At 70.8% G+C, this 16,141-nt stretch carries 18 protein-coding genes; 15 read left to right on the forward strand and 3 right to left on the reverse strand.

All coding sequences use genetic code 11. From position 1 onward, the window contains the following. Nucleotides 1-41 precede the first annotated feature (41 nt). From BUB57_RS06755 to BUB57_RS06780, 6 genes are all read left to right on the forward strand, one after another. A complete protein-coding gene (locus BUB57_RS06755; protein WP_073064199.1) occupies nucleotides 42-455 on the forward strand; it encodes an HPr kinase/phosphorylase in 414 nt (137 codons plus the stop codon). Between the two features lie 31 nt (nucleotides 456-486). After that, nucleotides 487-1,524 (forward strand): RNase adapter RapZ, encoded by a 1,038-nt coding sequence (gene rapZ, locus BUB57_RS06760; RefSeq protein ID WP_084732009.1) that lies wholly within the window; start codon nucleotides 487-489, stop codon nucleotides 1,522-1,524. Between the two features lie 13 nt (nucleotides 1,525-1,537). Continuing rightward, the gene (locus BUB57_RS06765; RefSeq protein WP_073064203.1) at nucleotides 1,538-1,957 is read left to right on the forward strand and encodes a PTS sugar transporter subunit IIA; all 420 of its coding nucleotides are present in this window, start codon (nucleotides 1,538-1,540) and stop codon (nucleotides 1,955-1,957) included. Continuing rightward, nucleotides 1,954-2,229 (forward strand): HPr family phosphocarrier protein, encoded by a 276-nt coding sequence (locus BUB57_RS06770; protein ID WP_143159649.1) that lies wholly within the window; start codon nucleotides 1,954-1,956, stop codon nucleotides 2,227-2,229. Before BUB57_RS06765 ends, BUB57_RS06770 begins: the two co-directional genes overlap by 4 nt. 15 nt (nucleotides 2,230-2,244) lie before the next feature. Beyond that, the gene (locus BUB57_RS06775; protein ID WP_073064210.1) at nucleotides 2,245-2,856 is read left to right on the forward strand and encodes a TetR/AcrR family transcriptional regulator; all 612 of its coding nucleotides are present in this window, start codon (nucleotides 2,245-2,247) and stop codon (nucleotides 2,854-2,856) included. Between the two features lie 85 nt (nucleotides 2,857-2,941). Then, the gene (locus tag BUB57_RS06780) at nucleotides 2,942-3,358 is read left to right on the forward strand and encodes a DUF2852 domain-containing protein (protein ID WP_084732010.1); all 417 of its coding nucleotides are present in this window, start codon (nucleotides 2,942-2,944) and stop codon (nucleotides 3,356-3,358) included. Nucleotides 3,359-3,425: 67 nt separating this feature from the next. On the opposite strand, the gene BUB57_RS06785 is transcribed toward BUB57_RS06780, so the two are convergent. Beyond that, entirely contained in the window at nucleotides 3,426-4,787 is a 1,362-nt protein-coding gene (locus tag BUB57_RS06785) for a glutamate--cysteine ligase (protein ID WP_073064213.1), read from the reverse strand. A gap of 175 nt (nucleotides 4,788-4,962) precedes the next feature. On the opposite strand from BUB57_RS06785, the gene BUB57_RS06790 reads away from it, so the two are divergent. From BUB57_RS06790 to pgi, 4 genes are all read left to right on the forward strand, one after another. Next, nucleotides 4,963-5,517, forward strand: a complete 555-nt coding sequence (locus BUB57_RS06790; protein WP_073064216.1) for an RSP_2648 family PIN domain-containing protein — start codon at nucleotides 4,963-4,965, stop codon at nucleotides 5,515-5,517. 110 nt (nucleotides 5,518-5,627) lie between these two features. Next, on the forward strand, nucleotides 5,628-7,076 hold the full coding sequence (gene zwf / locus BUB57_RS06795; RefSeq protein WP_073064746.1) for a glucose-6-phosphate dehydrogenase: 1,449 nt from the start codon (nucleotides 5,628-5,630) through the stop codon (nucleotides 7,074-7,076). 48 nt (nucleotides 7,077-7,124) lie between these two features. Then, on the forward strand, nucleotides 7,125-7,793 hold the full coding sequence (pgl, locus tag BUB57_RS06800; RefSeq protein ID WP_073064220.1) for a 6-phosphogluconolactonase: 669 nt from the start codon (nucleotides 7,125-7,127) through the stop codon (nucleotides 7,791-7,793). Between the two features lie 43 nt (nucleotides 7,794-7,836). Next, a complete protein-coding gene (gene pgi, locus BUB57_RS06805) occupies nucleotides 7,837-9,450 on the forward strand; it encodes a glucose-6-phosphate isomerase (protein WP_073064223.1) in 1,614 nt (537 codons plus the stop codon). A 68-nt stretch (nucleotides 9,451-9,518) separates the two neighbouring features. Here the strand turns inward: pgi and BUB57_RS06810 are convergent, their stop codons facing one another. Beyond that, entirely contained in the window at nucleotides 9,519-10,505 is a 987-nt protein-coding gene (locus tag BUB57_RS06810) for an alpha/beta hydrolase (RefSeq protein WP_234952006.1), read from the reverse strand. Between the two features lie 3 nt (nucleotides 10,506-10,508). Next, nucleotides 10,509-10,793 (reverse strand): SCP2 sterol-binding domain-containing protein, encoded by a 285-nt coding sequence (locus tag BUB57_RS06815; RefSeq protein ID WP_073064226.1) that lies wholly within the window; start codon nucleotides 10,791-10,793, stop codon nucleotides 10,509-10,511. 15 nt (nucleotides 10,794-10,808) lie between these two features. Here BUB57_RS06815 and BUB57_RS06820 point away from each other — a divergent pair, with 15 nt between their 5' ends. The 5 genes from BUB57_RS06820 to BUB57_RS06840 all read left to right on the forward strand — a co-directional run bounded on the left by BUB57_RS06820 (nucleotide 10,809) and on the right by BUB57_RS06840 (nucleotide 16,116). Beyond that, entirely contained in the window at nucleotides 10,809-11,429 is a 621-nt protein-coding gene (locus BUB57_RS06820; RefSeq protein WP_234952007.1) for a hypothetical protein, read from the forward strand. A 1-nt stretch (nucleotide 11,430) separates the two neighbouring features. Then, nucleotides 11,431-14,544, forward strand: a complete 3,114-nt coding sequence (locus BUB57_RS06825; protein ID WP_073064229.1) for a helicase-related protein — start codon at nucleotides 11,431-11,433, stop codon at nucleotides 14,542-14,544. A gap of 25 nt (nucleotides 14,545-14,569) precedes the next feature. After that, nucleotides 14,570-14,926 (forward strand): RNA-binding S4 domain-containing protein, encoded by a 357-nt coding sequence (locus tag BUB57_RS06830; protein WP_073064232.1) that lies wholly within the window; start codon nucleotides 14,570-14,572, stop codon nucleotides 14,924-14,926. A 55-nt stretch (nucleotides 14,927-14,981) separates the two neighbouring features. Then, on the forward strand, nucleotides 14,982-15,320 hold the full coding sequence (gene fdxA / locus BUB57_RS06835) for a ferredoxin FdxA (RefSeq protein ID WP_073064235.1): 339 nt from the start codon (nucleotides 14,982-14,984) through the stop codon (nucleotides 15,318-15,320). A gap of 286 nt (nucleotides 15,321-15,606) precedes the next feature. After that, entirely contained in the window at nucleotides 15,607-16,116 is a 510-nt protein-coding gene (locus tag BUB57_RS06840; RefSeq protein ID WP_073064237.1) for a CarD family transcriptional regulator, read from the forward strand. Nucleotides 16,117-16,141 lie beyond the last annotated feature (25 nt).

Genomic DNA, 16,141 nt, shown 5'->3' on the forward strand with positions numbered 1-16,141 from the left:
TTTGCAGATGTTGCAATCCGCCCGCGGCCGGGGCGGCGGCGGTGACCACGATTCACGCCAGCGCGGTGGCGGTCGAGGGGCGGGGGCTGCTGATCCTCGGGCCGTCTGGGGCGGGGAAATCGTCGCTCGCGCTGGCGCTGATGGCGCAGGGGGCGCTGCTGGTTGCCGACGACCGGGTGCTGCTGGACGCCCGCAACGGCCGGCTGATCGCCGCCTGCCCGCCGCCGCTGGCGGGGCGGATCGAGGCGCGGGGGATGGGGATTCTCTCGGCCGCCGCCGCGGGCCCCGTGCCGGTGGCGCAGGTGGTCGATCTGGGCCGGGCCGAAACCATGCGCCTGCCGCCCCGGCGCAGCATCACCCTGCAGGGGATCGCGCTGCCCCTTGTGCTGGGGCCGATGGGGCCGCATCTTGCCCCGGCGCTGCGCCAGCTGCTGCTGGGCGGGCGCAGCGACTGACGCGCCGCGGCGCAACCGAACGGGAACCGAGATGAACGGCGAGGAGGGCAGGGGGAGCAGCGGCGAGACCGCGCAGGGCGCGGCGGCCGAAGGCACCGTGCCGCAGGCACCCGCGGGCGGCATCGTCGATGCCCAGCGGCTGGTGCTGGTCACCGGGCCCTCCGGCGCCGGGCGCTCGACCGCGATCCACGCGCTCGAGGACATGGGATTCGAGGCGATCGACAACCTGCCGCTGTCGCTGGTGCCGCGGCTGCTGGACGGGCCGCCCCGGCCGGTGCCGCTGGCGCTGGGGCTGGACGTGCGCAACCGCGACTTCTCGGCCGCCAACCTGATCGAGCTGATCGATTCGCTGACCCGCAACCCGGCCTTCCTGCCCGAGGTGCTGTATCTCGACTGCGCCACCGAGGTGCTGGTGCGCCGCTATTCCGAAACCCGCCGCCGCCACCCGCTGGCCGGCGACATCCCCCCGGTCGAGGCGATCACCGCCGAACGCGACCTGCTGGCCGCGGTGCGCGACCGCGCCGACCTGCTGATCGACACCACCGAGCTGTCCCCCCACGACCTGCGGGCCGAGCTGGCGCAGTCCTTCGACGCCCGCGGCGGGCCGGGGCTGTCGGTGTCGCTGGAATCCTTCAGCTACAAGCGCGGGGTGCCGCGGGGGCTGGATTTCATGTTCGACTGCCGCTTCCTGGCCAACCCGCATTGGGAGCCAGCGCTGCGCCCGCTGGACGGCCGCGACCCGGCGGTTCAGCATTACGTGACGGCAGACCCGCGGTTCCAGCCCTTTTTTGACAAGCTGCGAGATCTTATCCTTTATGTTCTTCCGGCGCAGGTGGATGAGGGCAAGGCCCATCTGACCATCGGCTTCGGCTGCACGGGCGGGCAACACCGCTCGGTCACTTTGGTCGAGTTGATGGCTGACGACCTTGCTAAAAAATGTTGGCAGGTGTCTAAACGACATCGAGAGATAGAGCGACGTTCCCGGGCGCCCCTTTCGGCAGCCGGTGCCGGCGCGGCAACTCTGTCGGGGGCGTATCTGGGGGGATCGGGCAAGGCCGATCCGTCGTGATGGTGGAACACAGTTGATCGGAATTGTCATCGTTGCACATGGCGGGCTGGCCCGTGAATACCTCGCGGCGGTTGAGCATGTCGTCGGCCCTCAGGCCGGCATCGTGGCCGTGACCATCGAGGAAGATCACGACCGCGCCGCCAAGCAGGACGAGATCTGCGCCGCCGCGAATGCGGTCGACACCGGCGCGGGGGTGGTGATCGTCACCGACCTGTTCGGCGGCTCGCCCTCGAACCTGTCGATGCCGGCCTGCCTGCCGGAACAGCGCCGCATCCTGTACGGCGCCAACCTGCCGCTGCTGGTCAAGCTGGCCAAGTCGCGGCATCTGGACGTGGGACAGGCGGCGATGCTGGCCTGCGAGGCCGGGCGCAAATACATCGACTGCTACGCCCCCGGCCCGGCAGCCCCGCAGGCGCAAAGGGCGGTTTCGTGACGGAACTGCGCCGCGAGCTGCGGATCATCAACGAAAAGGGACTGCACGCCCGCGCCTCGGCCCGCTTCGTCGAAACGGTCGAGCAATTCAACGCCCGCGCCATCGTCGAAAAGGATGGCGAGCGGGTGTCGGGCGATTCGATCATGGGGCTGCTGATGCTGGTCGCCCCCCGCGGCAGCGCCATCCAGGTCACCACCTCGGGGCCGGATGCCGAGGCGCTGATGCAGGCGCTGACCGAGCTGGTCGACGGCTATTTCGGCGAAGGCGGCTAGGGCGGCGCCGCGCCCATGGCCCGCGACAGCTATCACCACGGCAACCTGCGGCAGGCGCTGGTCGACGCGACCGTGGCGCTGATCGAGCAGAAGGGGCCGATGGCCTTTACGCTTGCCGAGGCCGCGCGCCAGGCCGGCGTCAGCGCCGCCGCACCCTATCGGCATTTCTCGGGCCGCGACCAGCTGCTGGAAGAGGTGGTGCGGCAGGGGTTCCTCGATTTCGCCGCCAGGCTCGAAGCGGCGTTCGACGGCGGCCGACCCTCGGCGCTGTCGGCGTTCCTGCGCATGGGCGAGGCCTATCTGGGCTTTGCCGCCGCAAGGCCCGGGTTCTACATGGCGATGTTCGAATCGGGGCTGTCGATCGCCGGCAACGCCGATCTGGCCGCCGCCGCCGAGCGGGCCGAGCTGGCGCTGGTCCGTGCGGCCGAGGCGCTGTTCGCGCGCCTGCCCCTCGGGCGCCGCCCGCCCGCGACGATGGTGGCGAACCACGTCTGGGCGCTGTCGCACGGGGTGGTCGAGCTGTTCGGCCGCGGCCGTCCCGGCACCCGCAGCCCCATCGGCGCCGCCGAGATGCTGGAAAGCGGGGTGCTGATCTATCTGCGCGGGCTGGGCGTGATCCCCGAATGAAAAAATCGCGGGCGGGGGATTGACGCGGGCCGGCTGCGTTCCACATTGTTAATGTGATTAACATTAACATGCCCCGGAGCACCCCATGCCCCATGCCTATCCCCCCATCGCAACCCCGGTCGCGCCGGCCGACGGCTTCGTGCAGTCGGTCAAGCGGGTGCTGATGCAGGCCCGCGACTGGCTCGACGCCCGCGGCAAGCCCGCGTGGATCATCGCCATGATCCTGGGCTTCGTCGCTGCCTGGCCGGTCGGCCTCGCCATCCTCGGCTACATGATCTGGAGCAAACGCATGTTCGGAAACTGCACCCGCCGCCACGCCGGCCCCGGCCGCTTCAACCGCGTCGAAACCACCGGCAACGCCGCCTTCGACGCCTATCGCGACGAGACGCTGAAGCGGCTGGAGGACGAACACAGCGCCTTCCTCGACTTCCTGCAGAAGCTGCGCGAGGCTCGCGACAAGGCCGAGTTCGACCAGTTCATGGAAGAGCGCCGCCAGGGCTAAAGCTCGGCCCCGGCCTGATCTTTCGCGGGGCCCGTTCGATGCGGGCCCCGTTTTCAGTAAGCCCGTTTCAGTAAGCGGTATCGGCGTAGATGCGGGTCAGGTCGCCCTGCCATTCGCCGTGGTATTTCGCCAGCAGGTCGTCGGCCAGCGTCGCGCCGCGTTCCACCCGCTCGCGCAGCACGGCAAGGAAGCCGGTCTCGTCCGCGCCCCCCGCCAGCTGGCCGCGCGCCGCCAGCCCGGCCTCGGCCAGGCCCAGCACCTCGGCCGCCAGATCGCGCAGCCGCAGCCCGTCGTGTTCACCCGCCAGCCCGTCGCGGGCGGCGGCGCGGCGCAGCCCTTCGCGCTGCTCGGCCGTCCAGCCGCGGATCAGCTCGCTGGCGGCGTCCAGCGCGCCCTGGTCATAGGTCAGCCCCACCCACAGCGCCGGCAGGGCGTTCAGGTGGCTCAGCGGTCCACCATCGGCGCCGCGCATCTCGATGTATTTCTTGACCCGCGCTTCGGGGAAGACGGTGGTCATGTGGTCGGCCCAATCCGACAGCGTGGGGATTTCCCCCGGCAGCGCCGGCAGCCGCCCGTTCAGGAAATCGCGGAAGCTCTGTCCCAGCGCGTCGATGTATTGCCCGTCGCGGTAGACGAAATACATCGGCACATCAAGCACATAGTCCACCCAGCGCTCATACCCGAACCCGTCCTCGAACGCGAAAGGCAACAGCCCGGTGCGCGCCGCGTCCAGGTTCTGCCAGATATGGGCGCGCCAGGATTTCATCCCGTTCACCTGCCCGTCCAGGAACGGAGAGCTGGCAAATAGCGCCGTCGCCACCGGCTGCAATGCCAGCGCCACCCGCAGCTTCTGCACCATGTCGGATTCGGACGCGAAGTCCAGGTTCACCTGCACCGTGCAGGTCCGATACATCATCTGGGTGCCCAGCGTGCCGACCCGCTGCATATAGGGGGTCATCAGCGCATAGCGGCCCTTGGGCATCATCGGCATCTGGTCCTGCCGCCACACCGGCGCCGCCCCCAGCCCCATGAAGCCGATGCCCAGCGGCTCGGCCACCGCCCTGACCTCGGCCAGGTGCTGGCGGGTCTCGGCGTCGGTCTGGTGGATGTCGGACAGGGGCGCGCCGGACAGCTCCAGCTGGCCGCCGGGTTCCAGGCTGACATTGGCGCCGTCCCGCGACAGCCCGATCAGATGCCCGTTTTCGCGCAGCTCGGACCAGCCAAAACGGTCGCGCAGCCCTTCCAGCATCGCCAGCACCGAACGCTGCCCCTCATAGGGCAGCGGTTCCAGCGTATCTGTCAGAAAGCCGAACTTCTCGTGTTCGGTCCCGATGCGCCACGCATCGCGCGGTTTCTCGCCCGAGGCGATGTAGTCGGCCAGCTCTTCGCGCCGCTCGATCGGGCCGCCGCCCTGCTGGGGAATGGACATGTGGCCCTCACGAGGTCGTAATCCGGGGACAGGTGGCGCGGCCATCCGGGATAGTCAAGCAGGCCCTTTGGTGCATCCCGCCGGGGTCTTGTCCGGCAACCGCCCCTTGCGGCGCGGCTTTGGGGCGACGACATGCAGGGGCAGGTGGCGCAGGCGCGCGCGGAAAACAAGGTGGATGATGGTCAGGGCGGTTCTGGATGCCTGCGTGCTTTACCCCACGGTGCTGCGGGAAATCCTGATCGGCACGGCCGAGGCGGGGCTGTATGCGCCGCTGTGGTCGGCGCGGATCCTGGCCGAATGGCGCCACGCCGCCGCGCGGCTGGGCGAGCAGCACGCCGCCGTTGCCAGGGCCGAGATCGCGCTGCTGCGGCTGGGCCATCCGGCGGCAGAGACCCCCGAGCCGCCCGGCACGACCGCCGGCTACGACTGGCCCGACCCCGCCGACCGCCATGTCGTCGAAACCGCGCTGGCGGCGGGGGCGAGCGTGATCGTCACCGCCAACCTGCGCGATTTTCCGGCGCGCACGCTGGCGGCGCTGGGGTTGCGGGCGGTCCATCCCGATCCCTTCCTGCTGGATCTGTGGCAAAGGGACGCCGCCCCGGTTGCCGCCAGCGTCCATGCCGCCCACGGCCGCGCGCAGGCGCTGGGCGGGCCGGTCGCGCTGCGCGAGCTGATGGGCCGCGCGCGGCTGCCGCGGCTGGGCAAGGCGCTGGAACGGGCAGGAAGCTAGCGGGAAACACGCGGCAAACGCCGGGCGGACCCTTGCCGCAGGGCGGCTGGGCGCTTGCCGCGTCGGCCCGCAGCCTCTACCACCTGATCACCAGTCCGAAAGGTTCCGCGATGGCATCGCGTCTGATCCAGGTCGATGATTTCGATCTCGTCATCTTCGGGGCGACCGGGGATCTTGCCCGCCGCAAGATCCTGCCCGCGCTGTTTCGCCGCCATGCCGCGGGGCAGTTCCCGCCGGAGGCGCGCATCATCGGCGCCGCCCGCACCCGCATGGACGACGCCGCCTTTCGCGACGAGGTGGCCGCCGCGATTGCCGAGTTCGACCCGCCCCGCGCGCAATCGCCCGAGCTGCCGGGGTTTCTGGAGCGGCTGTCCTATCTGGCCATCGACGCCACCGGCGAGTCCGGCTGGCCGGAACTCGCGGCGCGGATGCGGCCGGGGGTGGTGCAGGCGTTCTACCTGTCGGTGGCGCCGTCGCTGTTTGGCGACATCGCGCGGCGGCTCTCGGACCATTCCATCGCCGGGCCGGACGCGCGGATCGTCGCCGAAAAGCCGTTCGGCCGCGATCTCGATACCGCGCGGGCGCTGAACCGCACGCTGGTGCGGCATTTTTCCGAGGCGCAGATCTACCGGATCGACCACTACCTGGGCAAGGAAACCGTCCAGAACCTGATGGCGGTGCGTTTTGCCAACATGCTGTTCGAGCCGCTGTGGAACGCGCTTTACATCGACCATGTGCAGATCACCGTGGCCGAGACCGTGGGCGTCGCCGGGCGCGGCGCCTATTACGACCACGCCGGCGCCATGCGCGACATGGTGCAGAACCACCTGATGCAGCTGGTCTGCCTGATCGCGATGGAGCCGCCGTATCACTTCGACCCCGACGCGGTGCGCGACGAAAAGCTCAAGGTGATCCGGGCGCTGGAACCGGTTGCGCCCGCCGACGTGGTGCGCGGGCAATATGCGGCGGGGGCGGCGCCTTCCTATGCGCAGGACGTGGACAACCCCCACAGCCGTACCGAAAGCTTCGTCGCGCTGAAGCTGCGCATCGCCAACTGGCGCTGGCAGGGGGTGCCGTTCTACCTGCGCACCGGCAAGCGCCTGCGCGAGCGCAGCAGCGAAATCGCGGTGGTGTTCCGCGAGCCGCCGCACTCGATCTTTGACGATTCGGCCGGGCACAAGGCCAACCAGCTGGTGATCCGCCTGCAGCCGAACGAGGGGATCAACCTCAAGGTGATGATCAAGGAGCCCGGCCCCGGCGGCATGCGCCTGGTCGAGGTGCCGCTGGACATGAGCTTTGCCGAGGCGCTGGGCCCCGAGGGCGCCGACATGCCCGACGCCTATGAGCGGCTGATCACCGACGTGATCCGCGGCAACCAGACCCTGTTCATGCGCGGGGACGAGGTCGAGGCCGCCTGGGCCTGGATCGACCCGATCATCGCCGCCTGGGAAAACGGCACCGCCCGCCCCGAACCCTATCAGCCCGGCAGCAGCGGCCCGGACGAGGCGCTGGCGCTGATGCACCGCGACGGGCGCCGCTGGCGCGAGATCCGGGCATGAGCCACCACCACAACACGCAACAGAGATGCAGACTGGGGACATGAGACCATGAAACTGACCGAGCATCCCGACCGCGAGGCGCTGACGCTGGCCGTGGCGCAGGATATCGCCGAATCGCTGGGCATGGCGCTGAAGACCCGCGACCGGGCGGTGCTGTGCCTGCCCGGCGGCTCGACCCCGGTGCCGGTCTACAAGGCGCTGGCGGCGGCGCCGCTGGACTGGGCGCGGGTGGTGGTGCTGCCCGGCGACGAACGCTGGGTGGCGCCCGACCACAACCGCTCGAACGCGCGGCTGATCCGGCGCAACCTGATCGACGAGGGCGCGGCGGCAGAGCTGGTGCCGCTGTATACCGAGGGGCTGGACCCCGACGCGGGCGCCGCGGCGGCTGCGGCGCGCGTGGCGCCGCTGCTGCCGCTGTCGGTGCTGCTGCTGGGCATGGGCGAGGACATGCACACCGCCAGCCTGTTCCCCGGGGCCGAGGGGCTCGGTGCCGCGCTGGAGCCCTCGGCGCCGCCGGTGCTGGCGATCACCGCCCCGGCCGCGCCCGAGCCGCGGGTGACGCTGACCCTGCCGGCGCTGACCTCGGCCACCGATGCGCTGCTGATGATCACCGGCCCGGAAAAGCGTGCGGCGCTGGAACGCGCCGCCTCGCTGCCGGTTGAAGAGGCGCCGATAAGGGCGTTTCTGAAGGGGCTGCGGGTCCATTACGCCGAATAGGCCGTGGCTGCATCGGCCGGGTGACAGGTAACGAGTAGTGAAGATGACAGAGCTCTGGCAGCAGCTTGCCGCGCATCGGGCCGCGACCGCGGCCCGCCCGATCACCGCCCTGTTCGACGCCGACCCCCAGCGGGCGCGGCGTTGTGCGGTGGCGGCGGACGGGCTGTGGCTCGACTGGTCCAAGACCGCCATCGACGCGCGGGCGCTCGGGCTGCTGCTGGCGCTGGCCGCGGGCGTGTCTGCGCGGCGCGAGGCGATGTTTTCCGGCGAAAGGATCAACGAGACCGAGGGCCGCGCCGCGCTGCATGTGGCCCTGCGCGCGCTGGACGGGCCGATCGAGGTCGACGGAAGCGACGTGCTGCCGGGCGTGCACGCCACACTGGACCGGATGCGGGACTTTGCAAGGGCGGTGCGCGCGGGGCGGATCGCGGGGCAGGGCGGGCGCTATACCGATGTGGTCAACATCGGTATTGGGGGTTCGGACCTCGGGCCCGCCATGGCCTCGCTGGCGCTGGCGCCGTGGGCTGACGGGCCGCGGCTGCATTTCCTGTCCAACGTCGACGGCGCCGATGCCACCGACACGCTGCGCGGGCTGGACCCGGAAACCACGCTGGTGATCGTTGCCTCCAAGACCTTCACCACCGTCGAGACGATGACCAACGCCGACACCGTGCGCCGCTGGATGGCGGCAAGCGTCGCCCGGCCCGAGCTTCAGTTCGCCGCCGTCTCGACCGCGCTGGCGCGCACCGCCGATTTCGGCATCGACCGCCGGGCGGTGTTCGGCTTCGAGGACTGGGTGGGGGGGCGGTTTTCCGTCTGGGGCCCGGTCGGGCTGTCGCTGATGCTGGGGATCGGCCCGGATCGCTTCGACGAGTTCCTGGCCGGCGGCCGCGCCATGGACGCGCATTTCCGCGCCGCGCCGCTGGCGGAAAACCTGGCCGTGATGCTGGCGCTGGTCGGGATCTGGCACCACCAGATCTGCGGCTATCCGACCCGCGCGGTGCTGCCCTATGCGCAGCGCCTGCGCCGCCTGCCGGCCTATCTGCAACAGCTGGAGATGGAATCGAACGGCAAGGGCGTCACCATGGACGGGCAGGCGCTGGCGCGGCCCTCGGGGCCCATCGTGTGGGGAGAGCCGGGGACCAACGGTCAGCACGCGTTCTTCCAACTGCTGCATCAGGGCAGCGCGGTGGTGCCCTGCGAATTCATCGTGGCCGCGCGGGGCGAGGAACCCGGATTGGACCATCACCAGCGGCTGCTGATCGCCAATTGCCTGGCGCAATCCGGTGCGCTGCTGCGCGGGCGCAGCATGGAAGAGGCGCGCGAGATCGTCGCCGCCATGGGGCTGACCGGCCCCGAGGCCGAATGTCAGGCCGCGCATCGGGTGTTCCCCGGAAACCGCCCCTCGACCACGCTGCTGATCCCGGCGCTGACCCCCTATACGCTGGGACAGCTGGTGGCGCTGTATGAGCACCGGGTGTTTGTCGAGGGTGCGATCCTGGGCATCAACAGCTTCGACCAATGGGGGGTCGAGCTGGGCAAGGAGCTGGCGGGCGAGGTGCTGCCGCTGCTCGAGGGCGGCGAGGGCGGCGGGCAGGATGGCTCGACCCGGGCGCTGGTGGCCGAATTGCGGCGGATGCGGGGCGAGGGGGCCTAGCAGGGGGCTTTGCCCCCGCCGGTCTGCGACCGGCTCCCCCAGGATATTTGGATGATGAAGAAGCAGCTTCAGGCGGCGAAAAGCTGTTCAACGGCGGCGAGGAATTGCGGGGCGGAGTGGTCGAACATCAGCTCGTGCCGCGCCCCGGGCAGCTCTGACAGCCGGGCTTGTGGCCAGCTGGCCGCGCGGCGGCGGATCGCGGCTGGCGACACCACCGCCTCGGCGCCCCCGACCCCGATCAGCGCAGGGATTTCAGGCGAAGGCATTGCGGCGAGGCGTGCCATTTCCCGGCGCGCGGCGGCGATCCAGCCATAGGTGGCGCCGCCCAGAGTAAGCTCGGGCCAGCTGCCGGCCTGCGCCACCAGCCGCGCCCATTGCCGCGCATCCGAGGTCAGCGCATTGCCCCGGAACCTCGCGTCCAGCAGATAGGTGCCGCCGCCGCCCGTGCCCACCGCGGCGCGGCCGGTCCGGTGCAGCAGCCGCGCGCCCGAGGTCAGCGCGCTGATCACGCCCCCCGGCACCAGCGGGTGGTGCAGCCCCCACATCGGGGCCGAGAACGCCGCCCGCGCCACCGGCAGCCCGTCCAGCAGCGCCGCCAGCCCGATGCAGCCGCCCATGGAATGCGCCAGCAGATGCCACGGCCGCGGCAGCGCCAGCGATTCGGCGGCGCTGACCACGGCGGCCGCATCGGCGCGGTAATCGGCGAAATCGCCGATATGGCCCGGGCGCGGGTCGGCCAGCAGCCGGTCCGACAGCCCCTGTCCGCGCCAGTCCGGCGCGATCACCGCCAGCCCCTGCGCCGCCAGCCATGCGGCGATGGGGCTGTATTTTTCCAGATATTCGGTGCGGCCCTGGAACAGCAGCACCGTGCCCCGCGCCGTCCCCGCCGGCTGCCACAGCCCCAGCCGCAGCCGCAGCCCGTCGCTGGTGGTGACCCAGAACGCCTGCCCGCCGCTGTCGGGTTCATCCGGCAGGCGGTGCAGCGGCGCGGCCGGGAACCGCCGCAGGCAGGCGGCGGTCCCCGGCATGATCGGTGCGGCGCGTCCGGGCGCCATGGCTCAGGACAGCGCCGAGCCCAGCTTCATCGCCGTTGGCAGCGAGCCGTCAATCTTCAGCTTGCCGGTCATATAGGCCATGGTCGGATTGGTCTCGCCGTTCAGCAGCCCCTCGAAGGTGTCGCGGCTGGCGGTCAGCGTCACCTCGGCCTCGTCGTCGCCGGCGCGCACGCCGTTCTCGTCGATCATGATCGCGCCGACACCGTCGATCACGAACTTGGCGGTGCCGTCGAACGAGGAAATCCGCGCGGCCAGTGCCTTGATGGCGCCTTCGATCACTGAACTCATCTGTCCCTGTCTCCCATGCTGGCGCCGCGGCGCTCGAGTGTCTACATCGACCTTATGCGCGCGCCCAAGCCCCAGTTCCACCCTGTCGCCACGGCATTTGCCGCGGCCCTGCTGTCGGCGGCGCTGGCCGCCGCGCCGCTGGCGGCCCAGAGCCCGGCGGAACCCCCCGACGACATGGAGGCGCTGTTCAGCGAACTGGCCGCCGATGGCGAGGGCTGGATGCGGGCGCAATCGGATATCGAGCGGGCCTGGTCGCGGTCCGGCTCGGCCGCGCTGGACCTGCTGCTGATGCGCGGCGAATCGGCGCTGGATGCGGGGGACACCGCGGCTGCCATCGGGCATCTGACCGCGCTGACCGACCACGCGCCGGATTTCGCCGCCGGCTGGGCAGCGCGGGCGGCGGCGTTCCAGATGGCCGGGCAGACCGGCCCCGCCATGGCCGACCTGGCCCGCGCCCTGCAGCTTGAACCGCGGCACTGGCCCTCGATCACGCTGCTGGCGGCGATCCTCGAGGACAGCGGCGATACGGCGCGGGCGCTGGCCGCCTATCGCGAAAGCCTGGGCGTCAATCCGCATCAGCCCGACGCGCAGGATGGCGCCGCGCGGCTGTCGGTGACGCCGGGGCAGGGCGTCTGAGGTGGCGGGGCGCGTCACGGCCGTGCTGGGGCCGACCAACACCGGCAAGACCCATTACGCGATCGAGCGGATGCTGGCCCATCGCACTGGCGTCATCGGCCTGCCGCTGCGGCTGTTGGCGCGCGAGGTCTACGACCGCATCGTCAAGGCGCGCGGCCCCTCGGTGGTGGCGCTGATTACCGGTGAGGAACGCATCGTCCCCGAGCGCGCCGCCTATTGGGTCGCCACCACCGAGGCCATGCCCGAGGTGCTGGCCGATTTCGTCGCCATCGACGAGATCCAGCTATGCGCCGACCCGGAACGCGGCCATGTCTTCACCGACCGGCTGCTGCACATGCGCGGGCTGCACGAGACCCTGTTCCTCGGGTCCGACACCATGCGCCCGGCCATTGCCGCGCTGGTCCCCGAGGCGCATTTCATCCGGCGCGAGCGGTTTTCCACGCTCAGCTGGGCGGGGTCGAAGAAACTGTCGCGGATGCCCGCGCGCTCGGCCATCGTCGGGTTCTCGGTCGATGACGTCTATGCGACGGCGGAGCTTCTGCGCCGGCTCAAGGGCGGCTGCGCAGTGGTGATGGGGGCGCTGTCGCCCCGCACCCGCAACGCGCAGGTGGCGATGTATCAGGCAGGCGAGGTCGATTACCTGGTCGCCACCGACGCCATCGGCATGGGGCTGAACCTCGACATCCGCCACGTTGCCTTTGAATCCACCCACAAGTTCGACGGCCGCCGGATGCGGCCGCTGTTCCCGCACGAGCTGGGCCAGATCGCCGGCCGTGCCGGCCGCCATACCGAGCCCGGCACCTTCGGCGTCACCGGCGAGGCGCGCGAGCTGGACGAGGGGCTGATCGACGCCATCGAGAACCACCGTTTCCAGCCGATCTCGCGCCTGGTGTGGCGCAACTCGGCGCTGGAGTTCGGCACCGTGGACCGGCTGATCCAGTCGCTGGAACGCCCCTCGGGCAGCGAATGGCTGGGCCGCGGGCGCGAGGCCGACGATCTTGCCGCGCTCAAGGTGCTGTCGGGGCTGCCCGAGATCCGCGACCGCGTGACCCACCCCAAGGATGTGCGGCTGCTGTGGGACGTCTGCCGGATCCCGGATTTCCGCGGCATTTCGCCCGCCGAACACACCACGCTGCTGACCAGGATCTACGGTTTCCTGCAGGACGGCGGCATTCCCGGCGACTGGCTGGCCCGCGCCGTCGCCCGCATCGACCGCACCGGCGGCGACATCGACGCGATCAGCAAGCGGCTGGCCTATATCCGCACCTGGACCTATGTGGCGCAGCGCAGCGGCTGGGTGCGCGACGAAGCCCATTGGCGCGGCGAGACGCGGGCTGTAGAAGACCGTCTGTCTGATGCGCTGCACGCCGCGCTGACGCAGCGATTCGTGGACCGGCGCACATCCGTGCTGCTGCGCCGGCTCAAACAGAAGGAGAGCCTGGTGGCCGAGGTGAACGACAAGGGCGAAGTGACGGTCGAGGGCGAGTTCGCCGGCCGGCTGGACGGGTTCCGCTTTCGGACCGATCCCGCCGCCCAGGGCGACGAGGCAAGGATGCTGACCCGCGCCGCATACGAGGCGCTGCGCCCCGAGTTCCATCTGCGCGCCGACCGCTTCTACAACGCCCCCGATACCGAGCTCGACTTTACCGAGCAGGGCGGGCTGATGTGGGGCGCCTCGGCGGTGGGCAAGCTGGTCAAGGGCTCCGAGCCGCTGAAGCCCGCGATCGAGGTCTTCGTGGACGAGGATGCGGGCGAAGAGGTGGCCGAAAAGGTCCGCCGCCGGCTGCAGCATTTCATCGACCGCAAGATCGCCGCCGGGTTCGAGCCGCTGCTGGCGATGCAGGCCGACGAGACGCTGGCCGGGCTGGCGCGCGGCGTGGCGTTCCGGCTGGTCGAGGCGCTGGGGGTGCTGCCGCGCGACGCGGTGGCTGCCGACATCAAGGCGCTGGACCAGGACGCGCGGGGCAGCCTGCGCAAGCACGGGGTGCGCTTCGGCCAGTACACCGTCTTCCAGCCGGCGCTGCTGAAGCCGGCGCCGACCCGGCTGCGGCTGCTGCTGTCGGCGCTGTGGGCGGGCGCGGACGAGTTCCCCGAATCGCCGCCGCCCGGGCTGGTGACCATCCCGAACCTGCCCGAGGTGCCGCGCGACTATTACACGCTGTCGGGCTATCACCCGGCCGGCGAGCGCGCGATCCGCATCGACATGCTGGAACGGCTGGCCGACATGCTGCGCGGCCAGGACAGCCGCGGCGGGTTCGAGGCTACCGCCGACATGCTGTCGATCACCGGCATGACGCTGGAGCAATTCGCCGATCTGATGGGCGGGCTGGGCTATCGCGCCGAACGCGGCGAACGGGTCAAGACCCGCGCCGTTCCGCCCCCGGCCGAGGCTGACGCCACGCCGGAAATGGGCGAGGAGGGCGGCGATGCGCCGGTATCGGACGCGCCGCTGACCGAAGAGGAAAGCGTGCTCGCCGCCGAGACCCGCGCCCGCTGGGAAGCCGAGCAGGCCGAGAAACGCGCCGCCGAGGCTGCCGCTGCGGCCGAGGCCGAGGCTGCCGCTGCCGCGGAAGCAGGCGAGGGGGCCGAGGCCGAGGATACCGGCGCCGATGGCACCGGGGCCGAGGCTGCCGAGGCCGGGGGCGCCCCGGCCGACGGGGATGCTGCCGAGACGCCCGCCCCCGAAATGGAGGTCTTCTACAGCTTCACCTGGGCCCCGCGCCCCCGCGGCCCGCGTCGCGGCGCCGAAGCCGAGGGGCGCTTCCAGCGCCGCCCGCGCCGCGATGGCGCCGCCCCCGGCCAGCCCGAGGGTGCCCGCGCCGACCGGCCGCAATCGGATCGCCCCCAATCCGACCGCTCCGACCGCCCCCGCGGCGAGCGGCGGCGCGAAGGCGAGGACGGGCAGCGCCCGCAGCGGCAGGGGAAACCCGGCGGCAAGCCGAGCGGAAAGCCCCGGGGCGAGGGACGCGGTGAGGGGCGGGGCGAGCGCAACGAGAACCGCGGCAAGGGCGGCAAGCCCGAGCGCAGCTTCGAGGCCCGGCCGCCCCGCCACGACAAGCCGGTGGACCCCGACAGCCCCTTTGCCGTGCTCGCCGCGTTGAAGAACAAGACGTGAGCGCCGCAGCCATGCAGGCGGGCTGATGGCGCGCAGGGGCGGTCGCCCGGGCGGCGACGACCCGCCGCAGCCGTCAGAGGCGATCCGGCTGGACCGCTGGCTGTTCCACGCCCGCGCCTTCAAGTCGCGCACCCTGGCCGCCGACCGCATCGCGCAGGGCGGCGTGCGGGTGAATGGCGCCCCCTGCCGCAAGCCGGGCCACGAGGTCCGACCCGGCGATGTGGTGACCGTGGCGGCGCCCTCGGGCGTGCGCAGCCTGCGGGTGCTGGCCCCCGGCCTGCGCCGCGGTCCGGCGGCCGAGGCGCAGGCGCTGTTCCAGGATCTCGACCGCGACGACACGGCGCAGGTGGGGGACGCCGGGGAACCGGGCAGCCCGGCTTGAACCCCCCGCGCGAAAGGCATAGGTGAGCCTCGCAACTTCCCCCACGAGGCTGACCATGACCTATGTCGTGACCGACAACTGCATCATGTGCAAATACACGGATTGCGTCGAGGTCTGTCCGGTCGACTGTTTCTACGAGGGGGAAAACACCCTGGTGATCCACCCGGATGAATGCATCGACTGCGGGGTCTGCGAACCGGAATGCCCGGCGGACGCCATCCGCCCGGATACCGAGCCCGACATGGAAGCCTGGGTCGAGTTCAACCGCACCTATTCCGAGCAATGGCCGGTCATCACCCGCAAGAAGGACCCGCTGCCCACCGCCGAGGAAATGGACGGCGTGACCGGAAAGCTGGACAAATACTTCTCGCCCAACCCCGGCGAGGGTGACTGATCGCTCTCGGCCCCGGCCGGCCGCGCCAGCGCCGGCCCGGGTCCATGCGCCGGCCCGGCCGCGCGCCAGGGCCGGCCGCGATTCGCGCCCGGGAAAAACCCCTTCTAAAAGGGGGTGATTCGTGATACAAGATTGTTGCACCGGCAGGGTCATGGACACTGGCCAGCCATAGTGTGCCCGGATGTCTGCCCATCCGGCTGACCGACAACAACCACAGGGACCTCGGGAGGGCAACCCCCCAGGGGTCTTTTTGCGCCATCCGCGGCGCGATCTGGAAGGAAGCAAGATGTCGAAGACCAAGAAGAACGAGTTCCGCCCCGACGATTTCGTGGTCTATCCGGCCCACGGCGTCGGCCGGATCGTGTCCATCGAAGAGCAGGAAGTCGCCGGCCTCAAGCTCGAGATGTTCGTGATCTCGTTTGAAAAGGACAAGATGACCTTGCGTGTCCCGACCGCCCGCGCGACCGAGATCGGGATGCGCGGCCTCGCCTCGCCCGACCTGGTGGACCGCGCGCTGGAAACGCTCAAGGGCAAGGCCCGTGTCAAGCGCGCGATGTGGTCGCGCCGGGCGCAGGAATACGAACAGAAGATCAACTCGGGCGACCTGCTGTCCATCGCCGAGGTGGTGCGCGACCTGCACCGCAGCGACGACCAGCGCGAGCAATCCTATTCCGAGCGCCAGCTCTACGAGGCCGCGCTGGACCGCCTGACCCGCGAGGTCGCCGCCGTGAACGGCATCGACGAGGGCGGCGCCCAGAAAAAGGTCGAATCGGTGCTGATGTCCCGCGCCGCCTGACCGTCCATGGCAGGGCGGTCCTTTG

The organism is Paracoccus solventivorans (genome assembly GCF_900142875.1).
GTDB classification, from domain to species: Bacteria; Pseudomonadota; Alphaproteobacteria; order Rhodobacterales; family Rhodobacteraceae; genus Paracoccus; species Paracoccus solventivorans.